Genomic DNA, 23,260 nt, shown 5'->3' with positions numbered 1-23,260 from the left:
AACGCTTCGAACAGACTTCGTCCAACCCCTTGCCGAAGCATTAGCCGAAGGTTAACGTCCCGCACCAGCCTCAGCCGCAGGTCGCACCCGCACCCGTACCTCCACAGACAAGGACGTCACCATGTCGGCACAGAGCAACAGCACATGGGACCGCCGCTCGATACTCCGGGCCGCCGCCGGACTGGCCGTCGCCGCACCGCTCGCGGCGTGCGGCAGCAACAACGGCCGTGGCGGCGGCTCCGGTTCGGGCAAGCAGCTCACCCAGATGTTCCACGCCTACGGCGAGCCGGGCGTGGAGCAGGCGCTCAAGCGGTACGCCGCCGCGTACAAGAAGGCGAACGTGACCACGCAGTGGATCACCAGCGCCGACTACGAGAGCAAGCTCTTCGCCACCCTGCTCACCAAGAACGCGCCCGACGTCTTCGAGTTCCACCCGCAGATCCAGATGGTCAAGAGCGGTCAGGTGGCGGATCTGAGCGACATCGTCGATCCCGTCAAGGACGACTTCAACGCGGCCGACATCAAGTCCCACACGGTCGCCGGGAAGATCTACGGCGTCCGGATGATCGACGACCCGCAGTTCTTCTTCTACCGGCCCTCGCTCTTCGAGAAGGCCGGCGTCAAGGTCCCCGAGACCCTCGACGAGCTGATCGAGGCCGCCGCCAAGCTCACCACCGGCAAGATGAAGGGCGTCTATCTCGGCAACGACCTGCACGCGATCGTCAACCCGCTGATCTGGTCCGCGGGCGCCGACACCCTCGACGACAAGAACCAGATCGCCTACCACACCCCAGGCGTCATCGAGGGCCTGAAGAAGCTGCGCAAGCTCTTCACCAGCGGCCATCTGCTGCTCGGCGCCCCGACGGACTTCTGGGACCCCTCCTCGCTCAGCCAGGGCCTGTGTGCCATCCAGTTCTGCGGCATGTGGGCCATGCCGCAGTTCCAGCAGGCGCTCGGCGACGACCTCGGGATCTTCCCCTTCCCGAAGACCGTCGACTCCGGCAAGCCCTCGGTCTACAACGGCGGCTGGTCGATGTTCGTCAACGCCAGGGGCGGCGACGTCGACGCGGCCAAGGAGTACGTGAAGTGGCTGTGGATCGACCAGAGGCAGTACCAGGAGGACTTCTCGACCTCGTACGGCTTCCACATCCCGCCGCGCTCCTCGATCGCCGCATCGGCCACCAAGCTCAAGTCGGGTCTGCCCGCGCAGGGTGTCAAGCTCTTCAACGACTACGGTCACTTCGACAACATCGGCTGGACCCAGGCCATGATCCAGGCGACCTGGGACGTCATCGCCGACTGTGTCCGCAAGGAGGGTGACCCGGGGGCGGCCCTCGACACCTGCGACAAGGCCGTGAACCGCGAGCTCAACAAGCTCTTCGGATAGGCCGGCGGACGGACCACGACATGTCGACGACGACCAAGCCCGCCCTCGCAGGGCCCGCCCCGGCGAAGGCCCGGCCGGCCCGGACCTGGCGGGACCTGCGGGGCAGCCGCACCTTCAACTTCTGGCTCTTCCTCAGCCCCTTCCTGGTCGGGCTGACCGTCTTCATCTACGTGCCGATCGTCTGGAGCGTCTACCTCAGCTTCTTCGACGCCCGATTCACGGTCACCCCGTCGAAGTTCATCGGCTTCGACAACTACACGTACATGCTGACGGACCCCAAGTTCGTCCACTCGCTCGGCACCTTCACCGTCTTCGCCGCGTTCATCGTGCCGACCACCTGGGCGGTGTCGCTGGGTCTCGCCCTGCTGGTGAACCGGCTGCGGTTCATGCGGGCCTTCTTCCGGTCGGTGTTCTTCCTGCCGACCGCGTGCAGTTATGTGGCCGCGTCGCTGATCTGGAAGATGTCCCTCTTCAGCGGCGTGCGCTTCGGCCTGATGAACACCGTCCTCGGCTGGTTCGGGATCGACAACATCGCCTGGCTGGCGAGCCCCGATCCACCCTGGTACTGGCTGGTCATCGTCTCGGCACGGCTGTGGCTGCAGTCCGGTTTCTACATGATCCTCTTCCTGGCCGCGCTGCAGAACATCCCGGCCGAGCTGTACGAGGCCGCCGCCATCGACGGCGCCAGGCCGGGCTGGCAGACCTTCCGGCACATCACGCTGCCCCAGCTGCGCGCCACGTCCACCGCGGTGATCCTGCTGCTGCTCATCGCCGCCTATCAGGCCTTCGACGAGTTCTTCAACCTGCTCGACAAGACGACGTGGGGCCGCCCCCCGCTGGTCGAGCTGTACTACACGGCCCTCGGCACGGAACAGGACTACGGAGCCGGCAGCGCGGGCGCCGTCATCCTGACCGCGCTGATCGTCGTCGTAACCCTTTTCCAGGGCAAGATCATGGGCTTCGGAAGGGGTGACGAGTCCAAGTGACCGCCAAACGCAGGGGCGGAGTGATGGGCAACACCGGCCTCTACATCGCCACCGGTGTCTCCGCCGTCCTCTTCCTGGTCCCGTTCTACGTGCTGCTGCGCAACTCCCTGTCCACCGACGCCCGGATCACCGGCGAGCACTGGGAGTTCTTCCCGACGCACCTGCAGTGGGGCAACATCGGCGAGGTGTTCGACGACCCGGCGGTGCCGTTCGCCCGGTCGCTGCTGAACTCCGCGGTCGTCGCCGTCTCCATGACCGCCGGCATCCTGCTGGTGTGCTCGCTCGCGGGCTACGCCCTGGCCCGTATCCCGTACAAGCACGCCAACAAGATCTTCTACGTCGTCCTGGGCACCCTGATGGTCCCGACCTCGGTGACCTTCGTACCGAGCTTCGTGCTGGTCTCGTCCCTCGGCTGGGTGGACAGCTACCGGGGCCTGATCATTCCGGGGCTGTTCAGTGGTTTCACCTGCTTCCTGTTCCGGCAGTACTTCCTGGGGTTTCCCAAGGAGCTGGAGGAGGCGGCGCGCGTGGACGGGCTCGGCTACTGGGGCGCGTACTGGCGGGTCGTCGTACCCAACTCGCTGAACTTCTTCGCGGCGATCGCGACGATCACCTTCATCAACGGCTGGAACGCGTTTCTGTGGCCGCTGGTCATCGGGCAGGACCCGAACTCGTGGACCGTCCAGGTCGCGCTCTCCTCGTACATCACCAACCAGACCGTCGTCTTCCACCAGATCTTCATGGCGGCCGCCATTTCCATCCTGCCGCTGCTGTTCGTGTTCCTCTTCCTCCAGCGCTGGCTGGTGCAGGGGATCGCGCAGACCGGCATCAAGGGCTGAGCTAGGAGACCGATGTCGTTGAGCAACCGCACCGTCACCGACTACGTCGAGGATGTCTCGCCGGGCTCGGGGACGCTGCCACCCCGTGCCTGGTACGCGTCCTCGGACGCCAAGTCCCTCACCCTGAACGGCAGCTGGCGCTTCCGGCTGTCACCGACGGCCGACGCCGAGGACGACTCCTTCGCCGAGGAGGGATACGACGCCGGAGACTGGGCGGAGATCCAGGTCCCCGGCCACTGGGTCCTCCAGGGGCACGGCGCCCCGATCTACACCAACCACCTCTACCCCTTCCCCGTCGACCCGCCCCGCGTGCCGACCGAGAACCCCACCGGCGACCATCTGCGGGTCTTCGACCTGCCTCAGAACTGGCCGGACCGCACCGACGGCGGCGCGGTGCTGCGCTTCGACGGGGTGGAGTCCTGCGCCCGGGTGTGGCTGAACGGCACGGACCTCGGCGAGTTCAAGGGCTCCCGGCTGCCGCACGAGTTCGCCGTCGGCCATCTGCTGAGGCCCGAGGGCAACGTCCTGGCGGTCCGGGTCCACCAGTGGTCGGCCGGCTCCTATCTGGAGGACCAGGACCAGTGGTGGCTGCCGGGCATCTTCCGTGACGTCACCCTGCTGCACCGCCCGGCCGGTGCCGCCCTCGACTTCTTCGTGCACGCCTCCTACGACCACCGGGCCGGCACCGGCACCCTGCGCGTCGACTCCGACGTGGACGGCCGGGTAACCGTTTCCGAGCTCGGTATCGACATCGCGACGGGCGAGAGCGCGACCGTGCCGGTCGAACCGTGGTCGGCGGAAACGCCCAGGCTGTACGTGGGGGAACTGGCCACCGAGGGCGAGCGGGTGCCGCTGCGCATCGGTTTCCGCACCGTGGAGCTGTCGGACGGCCTGATCAAGGTCAACGGCAGGCCGGTCCTCTTCAAGGGCGTCAACCGGCACGAGTGGCATCCGGAGAAGGGCCGCGCGCTGGACCTCGCCACCATGCGCGAGGACGTGCTGCTGATGAAACGGCACAACGTCAACGCCGTCCGTACCTCCCACTACCCGCCGCACCCGGCCTTCCTCGACCTGTGCGACGAGTACGGGCTGTGGGTGATCGACGAGTGCGACCTGGAGACCCACGGCTTCACCGAGCAGGGCTGGCGGGACAACCCCGTCGACGACGACCGCTGGACCCCGGCCCTGCTGGACCGGGCGTCCCGCATGGTCGAACGGGACAAGAACCACCCGTCGGTCGTCGTCTGGTCCCTCGGCAACGAGGCGGGCACCGGCCGCGGCCTGACCGCGATGGCCGAGTGGATCCGCGGCCGGGACTCCTCCCGGCTGGTGCACTACGAGGGCGACCACAACTGCCGTGACACGGACATGTACTCACGGATGTACGCCGACCACGCCGAGGTCGAGCGGATCGGCCAAGGCCGGGACGGCGGCACCCTCAAGCGACGCCGGCTCCCCTTCATCCTCTGCGAGTACGCGCACGCCATGGGCAACGGCCCCGGCGGGCTCGCGGACTACCAGCGGCTGTTCGAGTCGTACGACCGCCTGCAGGGCGCCTTCGTGTGGGAGTGGATCGACCACGGCATCGCCCATCCGGAGCTGGGTCACGCCTACGGCGGCGACTTCGGCGAGGAGTTGCACGACGGAAACTTCGTCTGCGACGGCCTGCTCTTCCCGGACCGGGAGCCGTCCCCCGGCCTGGTCGAGTTCAAGAAGGTGATCGAACCCGTGGGCATCGCCGGCGACTTCGGCGACGGCACGGTCCGGGTCACCAACAAGCAGGACTTCGCCGACCTGTCGGCGCTGGCGTTCTCGTGGTCGTACGAGGTCGACGGGGAGCCGGTGGAGTCCGGCACGCTGTCGGTGCCGGCGCTGGCACCCGGCGAGTCCGCCGACGTCAAGCTGCCCGCGCCGCCGGCCGGGGCGCCGGCCGGCGAGGCCCTGTGGACGGTCCGGGCGGCGCTCGCGGCGGACACCGCCTGGGCGCCGAAGGGCCATGTCGTGGCCTGGGGCCAGATCCCGGTGGCGGAGCGCCGGGTGCCCACGGTCGCGGCGACCGCCCGGCCGGTGTCCGGCGACGGGGTGATCACCCTCGGCCCCGGCACCTTCGACGCCCGCACCGGCGCCCTGACGGCCGTGGGCGACGTCCCCGTCTCCGGGCTGCGGCTGGACGTGTGGCGGGCCACCACCGACAACGACGACGGCGCCCCCTGGCAGCCCGACCTGCGCTACGGGCTGCTGTGGCGGGGGCTCGGCCTGCACCGGATGCGGCACCGGCTGGACGCGGTGGAGACCGGCGAGAACACCCTGACGGTCCGCACCCGCGTCGCGCCGGCCGCACGGGAGCTGGGGCTGTCGACCGTGTACCGCTGGACCTCGGACGGAGACCGGCTGCGGCTGACCGTGCGCACCACCCCCGAGGGTGACTGGACCGTCCCCCTCCCCCGGCTCGGCATCCGCTTCGGACTGTCCGCGGCCGACCGTGTGCGGTGGTACGGCGGCGGCCCCGGCGAGGCGTATCCGGACACCAGGGCGGCGTCGGCGATCGGCCGCTGGCAGTCGACGGTGGACGGTATGCAGACGCCGTACGTCCGTCCCCAGGAGAACGGCGCCCGCATCGACGTCCGCTGGGCCGAGCTCGGCGGCCTGCGCATCGAGGGCGACCCGGCGTTCTGGCTCACCGCCCGCCGCTGGACCACGGAGCAGCTGGACGCCGCCGCGCACCGCACCGATCTCACCCCCGGGACCGCGTCCGACAGCGGCTCCGCCGCGGGGGTCTGGGTCAACCTGGACCACGGCCAGCACGGCATCGGCTCCCAGTCCTGCGGCCCGGGCCCGCTGCCCCAGTACCACCTGCGGGCCGAACCGGCGGAGTTCTCCTTCGTGTTCTCCACCGCCCCCGATCCGGAGGCCGACTGATCATCACTGTCCCAACCACCCTGTCCGCCGGGTGCGGGCGCAGAGATGGGCAAACTGGGCATGCTCTGCGCACCGATCGGCTGACCGGTCAGTCGATGCCCCGGAAGATGTGGGCCTCGGCCGGGTCGTGGTCGTCCTCGCCCGCGAGGAGCGCCTGTCGTGGGGCGTTCGCCCCGTCACCGGACCGGGCTCCGGGACGGGGCGTGCGCGTCGTGTGGGTGTCGTACGGCGGTGTGTGCACGCGTGCCGCCTCAGGACGCGGGCCGCGCCGCCGGGGCCGGTCGCAGGCGCCAGGCGAGCAGGGTGATCAGGGTGCCGGCCGCCGCCCAGGCCGTCAGGACCAGCAGGGAGGACGCCACCGGGGCCTGGTGCAGGTAGGCCAGACGGCGTACGGCCTGCACCTCGGCGGCGCCGGGCATTCCCGGGGACAGCGCGCGGTAGAAGGAAGGGAGGAAGTCGCGCGGGACGGGGCCGCCGGACGTCGCGATGCCCAGCTGGAGCAGCAGCAGGGTGGACAGCGGGAACGCGAGCAGGCCGAGCAGGCGGTGCAGCGCGGCGATCGTGGCCACCGTCGCGAAGGACAGCAGCGCCGCCACCCCGGCGACCTGCCACAGGCGGCCCGGGAAGGCGCCGAGGACCAGGTCCGCCACGCTCGCTGCGACGACCCCGGCCACCGCCGAGAAGACGGCCGCCGCGGCCAGCCAGGCCCACCGGCCGAGCGCGGGCAGCCGCAACGCGAACAGCCCCTGGAAGACCAGGCCCGCCAGGCTGAGGGCCACCATGAGGGTGAACGCGATCAGTCCGTGCCGGTCGCCGCTCGGCAGCGGGCCGGCGTCGGTCACCTTCAGCGGCACATGCCCCTGGGCCGCGGCCTTCTCGCCCACGGTGGTGACCAGTTGCTTGACCGCATCGCCCGAAGCGCCGGTGACCAGCACCTCGTCGCCGCGGACGCCGAGCGTGAGAACTCCCTTCACGTCCTGCTGCTGAAGTGCCTGGCGGGCCTTGGCCGGGTCGGCGTACGTCCTGACGTCGAGCGCGCCGGGCTGGGCGGCCGACAACTGCTTGGCCGCCTGCCCGGCCACGGGGGCGGGCGCGACGACGGCGAGCGGCACGTCGTGCGGCTGCGGCGCGCTCATCGACGCGCCGACGATCCACACGAACAGCGCCACGACCGCGAGCGCGGCCAGGGCGACTGAGCCGAGCCCGCGCAGCGGGGGGACGGCGCGGGGTCCGGCGGCGGGGGCGGGTGAGGGGGCCGCCGCGGTCGGCGTGGGGGTCGTGGTGGACGGGGATGACATGGTGCACCTCGGTTCTGTTCGCGGCCGGGCGGGACCCGGCCGGGTCGCGGGTTGGGGCTCAGCGCGCCGCCCGCACCGGGATCGGGCCGTGCGGCAGCCGGGCCCGGATCGCCCAGGTGAGGGCGGTGAAGAAGGCGGAGGGGTGGTCCTTGGCGAAGAAGTGACCGCCGGGCAGCGACTCCGCGCGGAAGGACACGGAGGTGTGGCGCTGCCAGGCGAGCACCTTGTCCACGTCGACGAGCAGGTCGTCCTGCCCGGCGAGGGCGTGGATCGGCACCGGCAGCGGTTCGGGCGGGGCGGGCCGATGGTCGGCGCAGACCGTGAGGTCGTCGCGGACGACCGGCAGCAGCACCTCCAGCCACTCGGTCCGGTCGGCGAGTTCGGCGGGCAGCCCGCCGAGGCCGAGCAGCAGGGTGGTCAGCTCGGCGTCGGACAGACCCGGCGGCAGGTTCAGGGCATGCCCCAGGTGGGGTGCGGGGAAGCCGCCGACGATGAGGAGTTCCGGCCTGCGGGCGTCCTCCGGAAGCCGGGCGGTGATCTCGTGGGCGAGCAGGGCGCCCATGCTGTGGCCGTAGAACAGATACGGCTCGTCCAGCAGGCCCGACAGCGCTTCGGAGACCTCCTCGGCCAACGGGGCGAGCCGGGTGAAGCGGGGTTCACGGATCCGGCCCTCGCGGCCCGGCAGTTGCACGGGGACGATCTCGATGCCGGGGCCGAGCAGGTCCGGCCAGCCGCGGAAGGCGCCCGCGCTGCCGCCGGCGTGGTGGAAGCAGAACAGGCGCAGCGGTGCCTCGCCGGTGGGCGGGTGCGGCAGATAGGGGTTCGGGCCGGTCATGTGCCGCTCCCCTGCAGCGAGCCCACCGTCGGCCGGGCGACCGTGGGCTGACGGCCCGTCATACGCAGGACGGCCTGGGCGAGCGCGGCGCGGACCTCGTCGACATGGCCCGGTGAGCCGTGCACGTCGTCGTACTCGATCAGTTCCAGCTCGGGCACGTGCCGGGCGAGCAGCTCGGCGTCCGCGCCGGGGATGATCTCGTCGCGCAGACTGCGCACATAGGTCACCGGGATGTCCAGGGCGCGCAGCTCGTCCGCCGCGAGCGCCCACTCGGTCAGGTGCTCGCGCAGTCCGGGCCGGCGTACGCCGGTGAGCCGGGCCAGGGTGTCCAGGGTGAGGTCGGGGATGCGCGGCCACCAGGCGGAGTCGGTGAAGAACGCGGCGACGGGCGCGCCGACGGTGACGATGCCGCGGATGCGCGGGTTCTGGGCGGCGTGCCGCAGCGCCAGGTGCCCGCTGAAGCTGAGCGCGACCAGGACGGCGTGGGAGGTGTCGGCGCGGCCGTCGAGCGCGTCGAGGACGGCGCCGTAGAGCTGGTGGCTGTCGCGGCGGTAGGGCATGGTGTTCTCGCCGACGCCGGGCATCTCGGCGACGACGACAGCGAGATGGGCCTGTTCGGCGAGCAGCAGGAACGGCGACCACTGTTCCTTGACGCTCACGATGCCGCCGGTGACCACGACCACCGGGCGGGCCGGGTCGGCGTCCAGGCCGGCGGTGTAGCAGCGGACCGTGCCGGCCGGGGTGCGCACGTCGAGGCGGCCGACGCCGGGCAGGGCGGAGCGCCAGCGGTCGAAGACCTCCTGGCCGCGGGTGCGGGCCCGGTGCCGGGCGAGGCTGTCGGGGTAGGGGAAGCTCGCGAGGATGTAGCGGGCGACGGCGCCGGACAGATCGCCCGCGTGTTCGCGGGCCTCGGCGGCGGCCGTCCACTCGCCCGCCCAGCTGCCGGGCCGGCCGCTGCCGTCGTCGCGGTCGATGCGGTCGCGCACCAGGGCCGCCTCCTCGGCATCCAGGCCGAGGGCGCGGGCGTGCAGCAGCACGAAGTTCTTCAGCTCTGCCAGGTCGTGCCGGGCATGCGGGTCGTGGGTCATAGGGGTGTCTCCTCGGCGGGGTCGTCGGAGGGGTGCTCGCCGCAGGACTCGGCGGGGTCCTCGTCGCCAGGTTCGGCGGGGTCCGCGTCGCGGGGCTCGGCGGAGTCCTCGTCGCCGGGCTGGGCGGGGTCCGCGTCGCGGTGCTCGGAGGGGTACGCGTCGCCGGGCGGGGCGGGGTACGCGTCGCCCGGCGCGGCGGGGTACCCGTGGCCGGGCTCGGAGGGGTACGCGTCGCCCGGCGCGGCGGGGTACCCGTCGCGGGGCTCGGAGGGGTACCCGTCGCCGGGCTCGGCGGGGTACCCGTCGCCGGGCTCGGAGGGGTACCCGTCGCCCGGCGCGGCGGGGTACCCGTGGCCGGGCTCGGAGGGGTACGCGTCGCCCGGCGCGGCGGGGTACCCGTCGCGGGGCGCGGCGGGGTACCCGTGGCCGGGCTCGGCGAGGTACCCGTCGCCGGGCTCGGCGGGGTCCGCGTCGCCGGGCCCGGTGGGGTCCGGCTGGTCGGTGAGGGTGCTGGTCAGGGCGACGACCAGGTCGCGGTCGAGCATGGTGGCCGCGGCCGGATCGTCGAGCCGGCCGAAGCCGGCGTTCTCCACCACCGCGCTCGCGCAGTAGCCCTCGGGCAGCGCGTAGGTGCGCAGGATCCACTCCTCGCCGCCGCGCCGGCCGTCCGGGCGCAGCACCCGGCCGTCGGCCGGGTCGGTGGCGAAGCCGAACTGGGTGAAGCGGAATCGCATGCCCTGTCCGATGGCCTTGCTGTAGGCCTCCTTCAGGGTCCACAGCCGGACCAGTTCGGCGTTGCGCCGCTGCTCGGGCAGCCGGGACAGCTGTTTCAGCTCGTGCGGGGTGCAGATTTGCCGGCCGAGGCCGGGGCCGTACAGGGGCCGGTCGGAGCGCTCCACGTCCACGCCGATCAGACCGCGGGTGGTCATGCCGACGAGCAGGATGTCGTCGGTGTGGCTGAGGCTGAGGTCGATCTGGTCGAAGCCGCGCAGATACGGCCGCCCCGAGGGGCCGTAGGCGAGTTCGATGTCCTCCGGGGCCAGCCGCAGGGCCACCGCCGCGGCCTGCTTCAGCAGGGCGCGGGAGGCGGCGAACTGACGGCGCAGCCCGGGGTGGCCGAAGGACTGATAGCGGTCCCAGTCGCGGCCGAGCAGCCGGCGCAGCCCCGCCTCGTCCCGCTCGTCCCGCCGCCATTCGCCGGCCGGTGCGTACAGCACGGCCGTGCCCAACCGGGCGAGGTCGTCATGGACGACCTTCCAGGACCGGGGGGAGCCGATCCGTACCGGCCGCGGAATGGTCGGCGGAGGTGCCGGCATGAAAGCCCTCCAGACTGGCTTTGATGTCTGCCAGGAGGTCGGCGGCGAGCGCGCCGTCGATCACCCGGTGGTCGAAGGTGAGGTTCAGCCGCATGACCGGGGCGACGGTCAGCCGCCCGCCCTGGACCCAGGGACGCTCGCGCATCCGGCCCATGTTGAGGGTGACGGCGGTGCCGCCGGCGCCCGCGAAGGAGTCGACGGGCCGGTGGCCGAGGCAGCTGACCGAGAAGGTGCCGAGGACCCGGCGGCGGCCCTCCGGGCGGCTGAGCAGCCGGCGGAACAGCAGCCGGCCGACCGGTGCCGGCAGCCGGTTGACCCTGCGGACGCCCGCGAACTGGGGGAAGTGTTCGGCGTCGGCGTCGCGGTGCCGGTCGACGACCTGCTGGATCTGCTCCAGCGTCAGGCGCTCGGCGTCCTGGACGAGTGCCGAGAACACCGCGCGCCGGCCCTGGTAGGTCTTGTCGAGGGCGACCTTCGCGGTGGTGCCCTGGTACTGGGCCAGGCGCGGGGCGATCCGGCCGGTGAGGGCCGCGTTGGCCTCCGGGTGGGCGGCGACCGCGCGGGCACCGGCCCACACCACATAGCTGACCAGGGAGAGCCGGTGGCCCGCGGTCCGGGCGGCGGCCCGGTGTGCGGCGACGGCGCTCATGTCGATCTCGGTGTCGATCAGGACCGGGCGCTGCCGGGCGAAGGCGTACTCCAGGAAGTACAGGGTGTGCCGGCGCTGGCGTTCCGGGACGTACCGCTGGACGGCGCCGGTACTCATCCGGCCACCGCCAGGGCGAAGATCTCCGCGAGGCAGCGGGCTTCGAGGACCCGGGTGACCGGGAGCCGGACGGCGGTCTCGCGTTCGATGGCGGTGACGAGCTTGAGCAGATGCACGGAGTCCCAGCCGCGCAACCGGTCGAAGGGGGTGTCGAGTTCGTCGGCCTCGACGGGGAATCCGACGAGGTCGCGCAGGATGAGCAGGTAGTCGTCCTGGGTGGTGAGGGTGGCCATGTCGTGTGCAGTCCCTACTGGAAGGCGCCGGAGAGATCGGCGGTCAGATCGACGTGGGCGGGCGCGGCGGCGATGGTGGTCAGGTCGTGCCGGAAGCGGAGTACGCCGGCGTCCTCGGCGGTCCCGGCGGCCTCCGCGGGCTCGGTGACGGCCGCGAAACCGTGGTCCGGGTAGAAGGCGCGCATCCGGTGGTTCTTCTTGGTGGGCCGGTACTCGGCGTGTACCGCGGGCAACCCGGCCGCGCGGGCGGCCGCCAACAGGGCGGCCAGGCAGGCCTGTTCGATGCCGCGGGCGAAGACCCGGCAGGAGAGCAGGATGTTGTCCAGGTGCAGTCCGTCGTCGGCGTGGCGGGCGAAGACGGCGCCGACCAGGCCGTTGTCGCCGAACCGGTCGGAGGCGCGGATGGCGAGGACCAGCCGGCCCGGGTCGCCGAGCTGCTCGCGCACCTGCTCCGGCTGCAGCCGTACGGTGGTGAGGTTGAACTGGTTGGTGCGCTGGGTGAGTTGGGAGACCCGGGCGACCTCCAGCGGGCCCGGCGGGGAGAAGGTGACGGTGACGCCGAGGTTCGCCAGGTACTCCTCGGCGGAGCCGGAGGCCTCCTGCAGTTCCCGGCGGGCGGCGTCGCTGCGGTACTGGGCGCCGCGGCCGCGGTCGGCGTCGGTGAGCTCCCGCACGTCGAACCAGCCGTCGGCGAGGAGTTTGTCGATGTGCAGGGCGGGCTCGTCGTCGAGGCCGATCACGGCGGCGCCGGGGACGCCGGCCCGGACCAGGCCGCACTCGAAGGGGTTGTCGTCGGCGAAGACGAAGCTGTCGGCGCCGAGGTTGAGGCGTTCGGCGAGGGCGAGCAGATTGCCGTCCTTGGGCTGCCAGTTGGCGGTGATGTGCACGAAGTCGTCCTCGCGCAGCACCATGTCCGGGTGGTCGCGGACCACCGACAGCAGCGGCTCGCGGTCGTTCTTGCTGCACACGGCGAGCAGGACGCCCTGGGCGCCGAGCTGTTTGATCACCTTCTGGAAGTCGCCGAACGCCTCACCGCGGAAGCTGCCGGCGGCGGCGATGCCCTCGGGGCCGTCGTCGCCGAGGATGCCGTCCCACAGGGTGCCGTCGGCGTCCAGGACGAGGACCTTCTTGGTGCGCCCGGTCAGGGCGCGGGCCAGGTGGCCGATCTCGACGGCGTACCCGGCGAGGGTCTCGTCCGACAGGCGGGCCTTGGCGTAGCTGCTCAGGCGGGGGTCGGCGGCGGGGCCGCCCGCGGCGAGCAGCGGGTCGAGGTCGACGGTGAGGACGTTCGGGTGGGCCTCGGCCAGCCGCAGCAGGCCTGCGTTGAACTCGCGCCAGGCGATGGACAGCCGGGTGCGCGAGCGCAGGTCGACCAGCTGGCGCGGGAAACGGGGCAGCAGCGGCAGGGTGTTGAGGACGAGGGTGCCGCCGCCGTGGGCGGCGTGGGTGCCGGCGAGGGAATCGAGGAGGTTCAGCCGGGCGGTGAGGGCGGCCTCGGCGTCCTCCACCCGCCAGGGGACGGGCAGGTCGTCGAAGACGGTTTCCGCGTCCAGCACGCACAGCACCAGGTCGGTGCCGTCCTGGTAGACCTCGCTCTGCGGGTCGCCGAGGTCGCGCACCCAGCCGTCGTAGTCGCTCAGGCGGTGGCGCAACAGCAGTCCGTGCCGGGCGAGTTCAGCGGTGAGCGGGGCGACCAGACCGGCCAGGGTGGAGTGGCCGGTGATCGCCACGGTCAAGGCCGGCGTCTGCGGGTGCAGACGCAGCACCTCCTCGGCGTCCAGCCGGGCCAGCAGCTGTCCGACCGAGCCGCGGGCGGCCACGTCCAGGCCCGGCAGCAGCGCCAGGACCTGCGGATAGTGTTCCACCAGCCGGGCCTCGGCGTGCCAGCCGCGGATCGCGGCGAGCGCGTCGGCGCCGTCGAGCGGCGCGGTGTCCGGCTTGGCGTCCGTTTGGGTTCGTACGGCAGTTTCCGTGATGTCCGTCATCGTGGTCAGACCTTCTCCAGGGCGTAGCCCGACTTGATCCACTTGCTGGACTCGATGGCGACGCCGATCGCCTTCTGGCCGGTCTCGATGCGGTCCAGGAGCCGGGCCATCTGCATGAACGGCAGGGCGTTGCTGGTGTTGCCGGTGTCGGCGACGCAGGACACCTCGGCCGCGGCGGGCACGTCCATGTGCGCGACGATCTTCTCGGTCATCCGCGCGGACAGCTGGGGCGGCAGCAGGAAGTCGAGGTCGCAGTCGCTCCAGCCCTGCTCGTCCAGCAGCTCCCACAGGGTCTCCGAGGCCATCACCGGCACGGCCTGCTCGATGGACTTGTAGTCCTCGCGGATGGGCTGCCGGTCCGAGGTGCGGTCGGCGACCCCGAACCACTCGACGGTCTGCCCCGGTTCCCGGCCCAGGCCGGTGAGCAGGTTGAGCACGCGGCGCAGGGCGAGCCGGGCGCCGGCCGGTTCGGCGGTCAGGACGGCGGCCCCCGCACCGTCGCCGAAGAGCACGAAGTTGACCAGTTCGGAGGCCGGCATCCGGCTGAAGTCCTGGTCCAGCGGGAGGTGTTTGGCGCACACGTCGCCGCCGAGCACCAGTCCGGCCCGGTGCCCGCCGCCGGTGATCAGGGTGCGGCCGAGGTCGAGGGCCTGGACGGCGCCCGCGCAGCCCGACTGCAGCTGGTAGGTGGGCAGATGGTCCAGGCCGAGCCGGTCGGCGACCAGGTTGACGGTGGCGGGCATCAGCGCGTCCGGGGTGGCGGTGCCCATGACGAGGAAGCCGATGTCGTCGGGGTCCACACCGGAGGCGGTCAGCGCCCGGTGGCCGGCCAGTGCGGCCAGGTCGGCGAGGGTCTGGCGGGTGGTGCCGGTGTCGAGGTCGACGGCGAAGTGCCGGGTGCGGGTGCCGATGAACACCTCGATCCAGTCGGGGTCGATGCCGAAGCGCCCCGCGAGTTCCTGGTTGTCGACGGGATCGCCGGGCAGGGCGGTGCCGATCGAGGCGATGTACGCCTGCGGATCGTCGGTCACGGACATGAGCTGCCTTTCCGGTGGCAAGGGATGAGGGGCGGGGGTCGGGTCAGGCGGCGGTGGCGGCCGCGTGCTCGCGCAGGAACTCGATGAGGGCGCCCACCGACGACAGATGGGGCAGCAGTTCCTGCACGGACAGCTGGGCCGTCTCCGGCAGGCTCGCCTCGACCCGCGCCTTGAGCTGCATGATCGTCACGGAGTCGAAGCCGAGGTCCTCGTACAGCCGGGCGCGCAGGGCGATCTCGCCGGCCGCGTAGCCGCCGGTCTCGGCGATGGCGCCGAGCACGGCGTCGGCGACCCGCTCGCCCGTCGTACCGGCCCAGCGGCCGTCGGCGCCGGCGGCCGCGGCGGGTGACGGCGCCGAGGTGACGGAGGTGATCTCGGGACCGGCCGCACCGGTCGTGCGGAACCAGTAGCGGTGGCCGGTGGCGAACTCGTACGGGCGCAACCGCTGGAAGCGGCGTTCCTCCTCCTCGTACAGGTCCTCCCAGCGGGGGGCGAGCCCGGCGCGGAAGAGCGCCGCGGTGGTCTCGGCGAGCTCGTGGCCGCCGGCCGTCTCCCCGGCGCCCGGGTTGAGGCACAGCAGGTCGTCGGCGAGCCGCAGTTTGCGGACCAGCGGGGTGAGCACGGGCTTGGGGCCGATCTCCACCAGCAGCCGGGGCCCGTCCTTGACCAGTTCGGTGACGGCCTCGGCGAACCGCACCGGGTCGCTGACGTGCCGGGTCCAGTAGCCGCCGTCCAGCGGTTCGCCGTCCAGGGCCCGGCCGAGCACGGTCGAGTAGAACGGGCGGTGCGGCGGGCGGGGCCGGCAGGCGGAGGCGATCCGGTTGAACTCGGCGAGCATGGGCCGCATCAGCGAGGAGTGGAAGGCGTGCGAGACGCGCAGCGCGGTGGCGCCGATGTCGCGACGGCGCAGCGCGCGTCCGATCCGCTTCAGCGCCTCCAGTTCACCCGAGAGCACGGTGGCCTCGGGGCCGTTGAGCACGGCCACGTCCACCGCGGGCTCCTGCTCGACGAGTTCGGCCAGGTCCTCGGCGGCGGCGCGGACCGCCAGCATGCCGCCGCCCTCGGGCAGCCGCTGCATGAGGCTGCCGCGGGCCGCGACCAGCCAGGCCGCCTCGTCCAGGGACAGCGCCCCGGCGGTCACGGCGGCGGCGAACTCGCCGATGCTGTGGCCGAGCACGGCGTCCGGCTCGATGCCCAGGCCGCCCAGGGTGCGGGCCATGGCGTACTCGACGGCGAACAGCGCGGGCTGGGCGTTCTCGGTGCGGTGGATCGCCTCGTCACAGGAGAGCAGCAGGTCGCGCACCGAGCGGCCGACGTGCGGCAGCAGGGCGTCGTCGGCGTCGTCCAGGTGGCGCCGGTAGGCGGCCGAGTCCCGGTACAGCGCCTTGGTCATGCCGGGGAACTGCGCGCCCTGCCCGGTGAACAGGAACGCCACCTGGTGCCGGCCCTCGGGGTGGCCGGTGAGCGCGGCCCGCTCCTCGGCGTCGCGGACGGCGCCGGCGAGCCGGTCCACCAGCTCGGAGGTGGTGCGGGCGGTGACCGCGAACCGGTACGGCAGGGTCGTACGGACCTTGTTGCTGCTCCAGGCCAGCGGGGCCAGAGGTTCCTGGGCGCGGCGGCCGAGGTTCTCGGCCTGGGCGCGGATGTTGCGCAGCAGCCCGTCGGGGTTGTTGGCGCTCAGCGTGAACACCACCGGCCGGGGCTTGCCGTCGGCGGCGAGCGGGCGGCGGGCGCGCACGGGCGAGGTCTCCAGCACGACATGGGCGTTGGTGCCGCCCATGCCGAAGCTGCTGAGTCCGGCGAGCTGGGTGCCGGAGGGCAGCCTGAGCGGCGACTTCAGCAGTTTCAGGCCGAGACCGGCGAGGTCGAGGCGGCGGTTCTCGCGGGCGGCGAAGGGGCTCGCGGGCACGATCCGGTGGTGCAGCGCGAGCGCCGTCTTGATCAGCCCGGCGATGCCGGCGGCGGCCTCGGTGTGTCCGATGTTGCCCTTGACCGAGCCGATCGCGCACGGCTTGGTTCGGCCCTGGCCGTAGATCTGGCCGAGCGCCTTGGACTCGATCATGTCGCCGAGGGCGGTGCCGGTGCCGTGCGCCTCGACGAAGGCCACCTCGTGGGCCTCGGCACCGGCCCGGCGCAGCGCCTGGGCGAGGACCTCCTCCTGGGCCCAGCGGCTGGGCGCGGTCAGGCCGTTGCTGCGCCCGTCCTGGTTGACGGCGGTGCCCCGGATGACGGCGTAGATCTGCTGCCCGTCGGCGAGCGCGTCCTCCAGGCGGCGCAGGACGACCGCGCCGACGCCGTCACCGCGGCCGATGCCGTCGGCGTCGGCGCTGAACGGCTTGCAGCGGCCGTCGGGGGCGGACAGGCCCGCGGCGGTGTAGAAGATGCCGAGCGCGGGGGTGAGCTGGAGGTTGACGCCGCCGGCGACCGCGGTGTCGACCTCGCCGGACAGCAGGGCGTTCACCGCGAGGTGCACGGCGACCAGGGAGGAGGAGCAGGCGGTGTCCACCGCGAGGCTGGGGCCCTTGAGGTTGAGGTGGTACGACACCCGGTTGGCGATCATGCAGTAACCGTTTCCGGGGCCGCTCTGGGCGGTGACATGGTCGTACTGCGACAGGTGCAGCTGCCCCCACTCGCCGGCCATCACACCGGTGTAGACACCGGTCGCCGTGTCGGCGAGGTGGTGCGGGGGCAGGCCCGCGTCCTCCAGGGCCCGCCAGACCGTCTGCAGGAACAGCCGCTGCTGCGGGTCCATCGCGGCGGCCTCCTTGGGCGAGACCGCGAAGAACTCGTTGTCGAAGGCGTCGGCGTCGGTGAGGAAACCGCCCCGGGTGGTGTTGGTACGGCCCGGCCCGCCCTCGGGGTCGTGGAAGTCGGCGGCGCTCCAGCGGTCCGGCGGGACCTCGCCGCCGCCGTCCCCGGCCCGCATCAGCAGGTCCCAGAAGGCGGCCGGGTCGGGGGCGCCCGGAAAGCGGCAGTCGAGGCCGACGATGGCGACGGCGTTCATCGAGCGGCACTCCCCGGCAGGTCCGCGGGCACCAGCCCGGCGAGGTGGTCGGCGAGTTCCTCGATGGTCGGGTAGTCCCAGGCGACGGTCGGATCGAGGACGATGCCGAACTCGTCCTCGACATCGCCGCACAGGCTGAGCGCGATGACCGAGTCCAGGCCGTAGGTGGCCAGCGGCACCTGCGGGCCGATGTCGGCCGGGTTCTGGCGCAGATAGACCGCCATGCGCTCGGTGAGCCACTCGCGCAGACGGGTGACGGTGGGGTCGGTGGTGGCAGGAATCATGGAAGAGGCTCCTCGGGAAACGGTGGTGCGCAGATCAGCCGGGCACGGGGGTCGCGTAGAGGTCGAAGGTGCGCTGTTCGGCGCCGCGCCGCAGCAGTTCGTCGCCGAGCGGCTGCGCCCAGGGTTCGGTCGGGCCGGGGACGCCATGGCCGAGCCGGTGGGCGATGCGGGTGAGCGCGGCCCGCGCCCAGGCCGGGTCGGCGAGGAACGGGTCGGCGCTCTCGGTGTGCACGGCGACGACCGCGGCGGCGGCGAGCAGCAGCGCGTACCGGTCGGCCAGGGCCGGACCGCCCCGGGGGGCCTTGGCGTCGAGGGCCCGGCAGACCTCGCCGAGCGCGCGGAACTCGGCGAGCAACACATCCCCGGCCGGGCGGAGTTCGGCTCCGCCGGCCCGGGTGAGCCAGCCGCTGACGGTCTCCCGGGGCGCGGTCAGGCTGAGCAGGCCGGCCGCGGCCGGCGCGGGCAGGTCGGCGCCGGGCCGGAACAGCGCGGCGGGCGCGCATTCGTCCCGCAGCCAGGACCGGCTCGCCAGCTGCCGCAGTTGCGGGACGACGATGGCCTGGCAGGCGGCGGTGCCGGCATGGCCGAGACCCACCACGGGCAGGTCGCGGACGGCCTTCTGGAAGAATCCGGCCTCGCCGGTGCGCTCGAAGCGGCGGGCGCCGAGCACGCTGGACAGGTCGTGCAGGGCCTGGTCCAGCACCCGGGGCACCAGGTACTTGGCGCAGGCCGCCAGCACGCTGGTCTGCTCCGGCAGCAGATGCAGCGCGCGGGTGGCGGCCAGGGCCAGCGCGTCGCACAGGAGCACGTCGGCGAAGGCACCGGCCAGCACCGACCGGGGGCGCTCGCCGGGCGCCTCGCGCAGCGCGTGCCGTACGGCGGTGCGCAGCGCGGTGTCCGCGACGCCGATCAGCGCCGAGGCGGCGACCCCGCGCACGGCCTGGAAGGAGCGCAGGGTCAGCCGGACGCCGTCGCCCTCCGCGCCGATCAGACAGCCGTCGTCGACGGGGCAGTCGCGCAGGTCGAGTCCGGCGACATGACAGGAGCGGACGCCGTGGGTGTGCTGCCGGGGCAGCTCCCGGGCCCGTTCCGGATCGAGGCCGGCGCGGCTGACCAGCAGCAGCGAGTAGTTGCGGGTGCCGGGTCCGTCGGCGGTGCGGCAGACCAGGGTGAGGGCGTCGGCGCGGGCGCCGTTGAAGACGGCGTGCTTGCGGCCCGAGAGCCGGTAGCCGCCGGGGACCCGGCGGGCCCGGTACTCCTCCCGCAACAGGTCGTTGCTGTGCGCGACCTCGTGGTAGGCGTTGGTCATCCAGCCGCCGCCCAGGAGCAGCCGGGCGGTGCGCCGCTGCTGTGCGGCGTCGCCCGCGGTCCACACATGGGTGGCGGCCATGTACGACATGAGGCCGTGCCCGATCCCGAGGGAGGCGTCCCGGCGGAAGACATGGCGCAGGATGCGGGCGAAGCCGTCGGCCCGGGCGAGCCGGCCGCCGAGCCGGTCCGGCACCAGGTCGGCGGTCAGCTCCGCCCGCTCCAGCGCGCGCAGCCCCGGCCAGGGCACGGCCCGCCGGGCGTCGGCCTCCAGCAGCGCCGCGTGCCCGGTGGGGTTGTGCGGATCCCAGGGATCGCCGAAGGCCTCCTCGATCCGCCGGATCCGCTCCCGTACGGCGAGTTCGCCGGTGTGGGGCCGGGAGCCGGGCCGGGAGACCGGCGGGGCCGGGGCGGGCCGCACCGGGGTGTTCCGCACCGTGTCCATTCGGGTTTGTCCTTCTCTCGGTTCTGGGGGGGCGGGCCCTGAAGGGGCGCGGGCTGTACCGCTGTGCGGCTACGCCACCGCCGCGGGCACTGCACGGCCGATCAGGCGGCCCACCTCCGGCGTGAGCACCTCCTGCACCGCCGTGATGTCGCCCTTGAGGAACAACTGCTTCATCAGGGCGCGCTGGATCTTTCCGCTGGTGGTCTTGCGGATGGTGCCGGGCCGCACCAGCAGGACGCCGCCGACGGGCACGTCGAACTCCCGCGAGACGCCCCACTGGACGGTCTGCACCAGCGCCTCCAGGTCGGTGCCGGCCACGTCGCGGGGCCGTACCTCCTGGAGCACCACTGCCACGTCCCGGCCGTCGGCCTCCACGGTGAACACCGAGCCGGGGCCGGTGGCGAGGGCGGGCAGCAGCGCCTGGACGGCCTGCTCGATGTCCTGCGGGTAGACGTTGCGGCCCTGGAAGATGAGCAGTTCCTTGCGCCGCCCGGTGACGTACAGCTCGCCGTCGTCGAGCACCCCGAGGTCACCGGTGCGCAGGAACGGTCCTTCACCGTCGCTGGTGAGCGCGCCGAAGATCTCCTTGTTGACCTCCTCGCGGCGCCAGTAGCCACGGGCCACGCTCTCGCCGCGCAGCCAGATCTCGCCGACCCGGCCCTCGGGCAGCACCTCGCGGGTCTCGGGGTGCACGATGCGCAGGTCGAAGCCGTACGGCCGGCCGCAGCTGACCACCGTACGGCTGGTCTCGCCCGGTGCGGCGTCGGCCAGTTCGTCGCGCTCCAGCCGCTCGGCGGACGCCGACCGCACGCGCGGGGCGACACCGACCTCGGAGCCGGTGACGCCGAGGGTGGCCTCCGCCAGGCCGTAACCGGGGTGGCCGGCCTCCGCGCGGAAGCCCGCCGGGGCGAACCGCTCGGCGAACTCCCGTATGGACGAGGCGCGTATCGGCTCCGCGCCGTTGACCGCGGCCTTCCAGGAGGACAGGTCCAGGGTGGCGAGCTGCTCGTCGGTGATGCGGCGGGTGCACAGGTCGTAGGCGAAGTTGGGGCCGCCGCAGACGGTGATCCGGTAGCGGCTGATCATCTCCAGCCAGCGCATGGGACGCTTGAGGAAGGAGACGGGGGCCATCTGGACCAGGGTGGCGCCCAGGTACTGGGCGTGCAGGATGAACCCGATCAGGCCCATGTCGTGGAAGTACGGCAGCCAGGAGCCGAGCCGGTCCTCGCTGCTGGTGCCCAGCACCACGCTGAGCACCTCCTCGTTGGCGAGCAGGTTGCGATGGGAGACCATCACGCCCTTGGGCTCGCTGGTGGACCCGGAGGTGTACTGCAGGAAGGCGAGGTCGTCCGGTTCGATCTCCGGGGCCCGCCAGGCGTCCGGGTCGCCGTAGCCGGGCTCGTCCGTCACCAGGCACTCGACCTCGCCGAGGCCCTCGCTCTCCAGCCAGTCGGTGACCTCCTCGGCGCTGGCCCGGTCGGTGAGCACGGTGCGCACCCCGGCGTCCCGGACGATGCCGGTGACCCGGGAGAAGGCCTGGCCGTGCCCGCCGGGCAGCGGGGAGGGCACGGCGACGGCACCGGCGTAGAGGCAGCCGGTGAAGGCCTTGGTGAAGGCGAGCCCGTGGTCGTAGAGCATGAGCACCCGCTCGCCCTGCAGGCCTCGGCCCTGCAGCCAGGACGCCAGCCGCCGTGCCTCGGCGTCGAGTTCGCGGTAGGTGAGGTGCTCGGGCCGGACGTCGGCGCCGTCGTCGTACAGGAACACGTACGCGTCCTGGTCGGGGCGCTGCCGGCACCGGTCGAGGACCAGGTCGGTGAAGTTGGTGAAGGCGGGCACGGTTGTTCCCCTCGTGGATGTCTCGGGGCCTGCGGGCTGCCCCTGGATCTGCGTCGATGCTGCGCCGGACGGCTTCAGGGCCGCTTCACGCGGCGGCGGGCGGGCCGTTCGTACGGCCGGTGTGTCACACGGCGTGCGGGAGGGCCGGCGGTGTGACGGTCGTGCTGCGCGGGTGCGGGCGGCGGGCGCGGAGCATGGTGCGCCACTCCTCGGCGCTGTACCGGGCCGGTTCGGTGTGCGCGATGAAGTCCTTCAGCAGGGCGAGGAAGCGCTGTGGGTCGTGGCGGAACGGGAAGTGCCCCGCGCCGTCGAAGATCTCCAGCCTGCTGCCGGGCATGGCCATGTGGGCGAGGCCCGCGTGGATCGCCGGCACCACCTCGTCGTGCCGCCCCCACACCAGCATCGTCGGCATGCCGCGGGCCAGATAGCAGCGGTCCATCAGGGTGCCGACCTGGCCGCGCCAGTCCACCACCGAACGCAGGGTGCGGACGAAGGCCTGCCGGGACGGGCCGTCGGGCAGCGCCTCGACGACCCGCAGCAGTTCGGGCGCGTCCAGGGCGAGTCCGCCGCCGAGCAGCCGGGCCAGCCGTACCAGCAGCCCGAGCGGGAGTCGCATGCCGGGCAACTGCAGTGCGGCCAGGGCGAGTTCGGCGCCGGGTACGGTGGCGGCGCGCAGCAGCGGGGTGACCTGGCGGCCGACCCCGCCGGTGCCGACGAGGACCAGGCGCTCGCAGCGTTCGGGGAACTGGTAGGCGAACTGCATGGCGACGCCGCCGCCGAGGGAGTGGCCGACCAGGGTGACCCGTTCGATGCCGAGGACGGTGAGCAGGTCGCGCATGCTGTTGGCGAACCCGGCCACCGAGTAGTCGGCGCGGGGTTTGTCCGAGGCGCCGTGCCCGGTGAGGTCGGGGGCGATGATCCGGTGGTCGCGGGCCAGCCCGGGCAGGATGTCGGCCCAGGTGTCGGAGGTGTCGCCGATGCCGTGGATCAGCAGCACCGCAGGGCCCCGGCCAGCCATGCGGAAGGCGATGCGGTGGCCGTGGATCACCCGGTGGCGGGTGCGCAGTTCCGAGACGCGCCGGGGCGCGGGAGCGGTGCCGGTCATGCGGCATCGAGCGTCCGGCTCAGCTGCCGGACCGTCTCGCGGGCCTGCCGCACCACGTGCGGGCTGACGCCGACGGCGCCGGCGGCGCGCTCCTCGCTCCAGCCGTGGCCGACCAGGGCGAGCGCGACGGCGGGCTTCTCGGCGTTGCGCATCCGAGCCGGGCGGCCGGCGAGCAGCTCCAACGCGGCCCGGGTGACGCGCGACAACGGGGCCTGGGCGCGAGCCAGTTGATGCAGTTCACGGCGTTCGGCCGCGGTCATGCCCGCCCAGATTCCCTCGGTGTCGCCGAGCCGCAGGGCCTCGCGCAGACAGGCGCGGCGCACCGGGCAGCCGGCGCAGACCGCCTTGGCGCGGCGCACCTGCTGCGCGGCGGCGAAACCCTCGCCTACGGGGAAGAACAGCTCCGGGTCCAGCCGGCGGCAGGGCGCCTGCGCGAACAGGTCGGCGCCAGGGCGGGGGTCCGGGGCGGGGAGCGTGGTGGTGTCGGTGGTCATCTTCAGGTCACCTTCGTGGTCCCGGTGTCTCGGTTCGCTGTCCTGTGGGGCGGGCCACCGCGATGCGGCACGGCGCCCGCCGCACGGACGGGCGA

At 72.8% G+C, this 23,260-nt stretch carries 19 protein-coding genes; 4 read left to right on the top strand and 15 right to left on the bottom strand.

Going from position 1 to position 23,260, the window contains the following annotated elements; translation table 11 throughout:
• Positions 1–121 precede the first annotated feature (121 nt).
• The 4 genes from ACWCQS_RS35400 to ACWCQS_RS35385 are packed head-to-tail and all read left to right on the top strand — an operon-like array spanning position 122 to position 6,131.
• The gene (locus ACWCQS_RS35400) at positions 122–1,387 is read left to right on the top strand and encodes an ABC transporter substrate-binding protein (protein WP_451008266.1); all 1,266 of its coding nucleotides are present in this window, start codon (positions 122–124) and stop codon (positions 1,385–1,387) included.
• Between the two features lie 20 nt (positions 1,388–1,407).
• Positions 1,408–2,373, top strand: a complete 966-nt coding sequence (locus ACWCQS_RS35395) for a carbohydrate ABC transporter permease (protein ID WP_451008265.1) — start codon at positions 1,408–1,410, stop codon at positions 2,371–2,373.
• A gap of 23 nt (positions 2,374–2,396) precedes the next feature.
• Entirely contained in the window at positions 2,397–3,212 is an 816-nt protein-coding gene (locus ACWCQS_RS35390; protein ID WP_451008355.1) for a carbohydrate ABC transporter permease, read from the top strand.
• A 12-nt stretch (positions 3,213–3,224) separates the two neighbouring features.
• The gene (locus tag ACWCQS_RS35385; protein ID WP_451008264.1) at positions 3,225–6,131 is read left to right on the top strand and encodes a glycoside hydrolase family 2 TIM barrel-domain containing protein; all 2,907 of its coding nucleotides are present in this window, start codon (positions 3,225–3,227) and stop codon (positions 6,129–6,131) included.
• A gap of 88 nt (positions 6,132–6,219) precedes the next feature.
• Here ACWCQS_RS35385 and ACWCQS_RS35380 read toward each other — a convergent pair whose 3' ends face one another.
• From ACWCQS_RS35380 to ACWCQS_RS35310, 15 genes are all read right to left on the bottom strand, one after another.
• The gene (locus ACWCQS_RS35380) at positions 6,220–6,372 is read right to left on the bottom strand and encodes a hypothetical protein (protein WP_451008263.1); all 153 of its coding nucleotides are present in this window, start codon (positions 6,370–6,372) and stop codon (positions 6,220–6,222) included.
• Positions 6,373–6,382: 10 nt separating this feature from the next.
• Positions 6,383–7,429, bottom strand: a complete 1,047-nt coding sequence (locus tag ACWCQS_RS35375) for a hypothetical protein (protein ID WP_451008262.1) — start codon at positions 7,427–7,429, stop codon at positions 6,383–6,385.
• A 58-nt stretch (positions 7,430–7,487) separates the two neighbouring features.
• The gene (locus tag ACWCQS_RS35370; protein ID WP_451008261.1) at positions 7,488–8,264 is read right to left on the bottom strand and encodes a thioesterase II family protein; all 777 of its coding nucleotides are present in this window, start codon (positions 8,262–8,264) and stop codon (positions 7,488–7,490) included.
• Positions 8,261–9,352, bottom strand: coding sequence for an alpha/beta fold hydrolase (locus ACWCQS_RS35365; RefSeq protein WP_451008260.1), 1,092 nt, complete (start codon positions 9,350–9,352; stop codon positions 8,261–8,263). The genes ACWCQS_RS35370 and ACWCQS_RS35365 overlap by 4 nt, the downstream gene beginning before the upstream one ends.
• A complete protein-coding gene (locus ACWCQS_RS35360; RefSeq protein WP_451008259.1) occupies positions 9,349–10,668 on the bottom strand; it encodes a 4'-phosphopantetheinyl transferase superfamily protein in 1,320 nt (439 codons plus the stop codon). Before ACWCQS_RS35360 ends, ACWCQS_RS35365 begins: the two co-directional genes overlap by 4 nt.
• On the bottom strand, positions 10,595–11,434 hold the full coding sequence (locus ACWCQS_RS35355) for a 2-oxo acid dehydrogenase subunit E2 (protein ID WP_451008258.1): 840 nt from the start codon (positions 11,432–11,434) through the stop codon (positions 10,595–10,597). The genes ACWCQS_RS35360 and ACWCQS_RS35355 overlap by 74 nt, the downstream gene beginning before the upstream one ends.
• Positions 11,431–11,667, bottom strand: a complete 237-nt coding sequence (locus ACWCQS_RS35350) for an acyl carrier protein (RefSeq protein WP_451008257.1) — start codon at positions 11,665–11,667, stop codon at positions 11,431–11,433. The genes ACWCQS_RS35355 and ACWCQS_RS35350 overlap by 4 nt, the downstream gene beginning before the upstream one ends.
• Positions 11,668–11,681: 14 nt before the next feature.
• Positions 11,682–13,652, bottom strand: a complete 1,971-nt coding sequence (locus ACWCQS_RS35345) for an HAD-IIIC family phosphatase (RefSeq protein WP_451008256.1) — start codon at positions 13,650–13,652, stop codon at positions 11,682–11,684.
• A gap of 5 nt (positions 13,653–13,657) precedes the next feature.
• Positions 13,658–14,689 (bottom strand): 3-oxoacyl-ACP synthase III family protein, encoded by a 1,032-nt coding sequence (locus tag ACWCQS_RS35340; RefSeq protein WP_451008255.1) that lies wholly within the window; start codon positions 14,687–14,689, stop codon positions 13,658–13,660.
• Positions 14,690–14,732: 43 nt separating this feature from the next.
• Positions 14,733–17,693: a type I polyketide synthase gene (locus ACWCQS_RS35335; protein ID WP_451008254.1), complete on the bottom strand. Its 2,961-nt coding sequence runs from the start codon at positions 17,691–17,693 to the stop codon at positions 14,733–14,735.
• On the bottom strand, positions 17,690–17,977 hold the full coding sequence (locus ACWCQS_RS35330) for an acyl carrier protein (protein WP_451008253.1): 288 nt from the start codon (positions 17,975–17,977) through the stop codon (positions 17,690–17,692). Before ACWCQS_RS35330 ends, ACWCQS_RS35335 begins: the two co-directional genes overlap by 4 nt.
• Before the next feature lie 34 nt (positions 17,978–18,011).
• The gene (locus ACWCQS_RS35325) at positions 18,012–19,730 is read right to left on the bottom strand and encodes an acyl-CoA dehydrogenase (protein WP_451008252.1); all 1,719 of its coding nucleotides are present in this window, start codon (positions 19,728–19,730) and stop codon (positions 18,012–18,014) included.
• A gap of 69 nt (positions 19,731–19,799) precedes the next feature.
• Positions 19,800–21,566 (bottom strand): fatty acyl-AMP ligase, encoded by a 1,767-nt coding sequence (locus ACWCQS_RS35320; protein ID WP_451008251.1) that lies wholly within the window; start codon positions 21,564–21,566, stop codon positions 19,800–19,802.
• Between the two features lie 124 nt (positions 21,567–21,690).
• On the bottom strand, positions 21,691–22,671 hold the full coding sequence (locus tag ACWCQS_RS35315) for an alpha/beta fold hydrolase (RefSeq protein WP_451008250.1): 981 nt from the start codon (positions 22,669–22,671) through the stop codon (positions 21,691–21,693).
• Entirely contained in the window at positions 22,668–23,165 is a 498-nt protein-coding gene (locus ACWCQS_RS35310; protein WP_451008249.1) for a WhiB family transcriptional regulator, read from the bottom strand. The genes ACWCQS_RS35315 and ACWCQS_RS35310 overlap by 4 nt, the downstream gene beginning before the upstream one ends.
• Positions 23,166–23,260 lie beyond the last annotated feature (95 nt).

Source organism: Streptomyces sp. NPDC002076, assembly GCF_053593835.1.
This window is presented reverse-complemented; position numbering and strand designations above follow the sequence as displayed.

Excerpts from the sequence above, each read along its gene's own strand:
- ACWCQS_RS35400 (WP_451008266.1), top strand. The coding sequence starts at position 122 with ATGTCGGCACAGAGCAACAGCACATGGGACCGCCGCTCGATACTCCGG.
- ACWCQS_RS35395 (WP_451008265.1), top strand. The coding sequence starts at position 1,408 with ATGTCGACGACGACCAAGCCCGCCCTCGCAGGGCCCGCCCCGGCGAAG.
- ACWCQS_RS35390 (WP_451008355.1), top strand. The coding sequence starts at position 2,397 with ATGGGCAACACCGGCCTCTACATCGCCACCGGTGTCTCCGCCGTCCTC.
- ACWCQS_RS35385 (WP_451008264.1), top strand. The coding sequence starts at position 3,225 with ATGTCGTTGAGCAACCGCACCGTCACCGACTACGTCGAGGATGTCTCG.
- ACWCQS_RS35375 (WP_451008262.1), bottom strand. The coding sequence starts at position 7,429 with ATGTCATCCCCGTCCACCACGACCCCCACGCCGACCGCGGCGGCCCCC.
- ACWCQS_RS35370 (WP_451008261.1), bottom strand. The coding sequence starts at position 8,264 with ATGACCGGCCCGAACCCCTATCTGCCGCACCCGCCCACCGGCGAGGCA.
- ACWCQS_RS35365 (WP_451008260.1), bottom strand. The coding sequence starts at position 9,352 with ATGACCCACGACCCGCATGCCCGGCACGACCTGGCAGAGCTGAAGAAC.
- ACWCQS_RS35360 (WP_451008259.1), bottom strand. The coding sequence starts at position 10,668 with ATGCCGGCACCTCCGCCGACCATTCCGCGGCCGGTACGGATCGGCTCC.
- ACWCQS_RS35355 (WP_451008258.1), bottom strand. The coding sequence starts at position 11,434 with ATGAGTACCGGCGCCGTCCAGCGGTACGTCCCGGAACGCCAGCGCCGG.
- ACWCQS_RS35350 (WP_451008257.1), bottom strand. The coding sequence starts at position 11,667 with ATGGCCACCCTCACCACCCAGGACGACTACCTGCTCATCCTGCGCGAC.
- ACWCQS_RS35345 (WP_451008256.1), bottom strand. The coding sequence starts at position 13,652 with ATGACGGACATCACGGAAACTGCCGTACGAACCCAAACGGACGCCAAG.
- ACWCQS_RS35340 (WP_451008255.1), bottom strand. The coding sequence starts at position 14,689 with ATGTCCGTGACCGACGATCCGCAGGCGTACATCGCCTCGATCGGCACC.
- ACWCQS_RS35335 (WP_451008254.1), bottom strand. The coding sequence starts at position 17,693 with ATGAACGCCGTCGCCATCGTCGGCCTCGACTGCCGCTTTCCGGGCGCC.
- ACWCQS_RS35330 (WP_451008253.1), bottom strand. The coding sequence starts at position 17,977 with ATGATTCCTGCCACCACCGACCCCACCGTCACCCGTCTGCGCGAGTGG.
- ACWCQS_RS35325 (WP_451008252.1), bottom strand. The coding sequence starts at position 19,730 with ATGGACACGGTGCGGAACACCCCGGTGCGGCCCGCCCCGGCCCCGCCG.
- ACWCQS_RS35315 (WP_451008250.1), bottom strand. The coding sequence starts at position 22,671 with ATGACCGGCACCGCTCCCGCGCCCCGGCGCGTCTCGGAACTGCGCACC.
- ACWCQS_RS35310 (WP_451008249.1), bottom strand. The coding sequence starts at position 23,165 with ATGACCACCGACACCACCACGCTCCCCGCCCCGGACCCCCGCCCTGGC.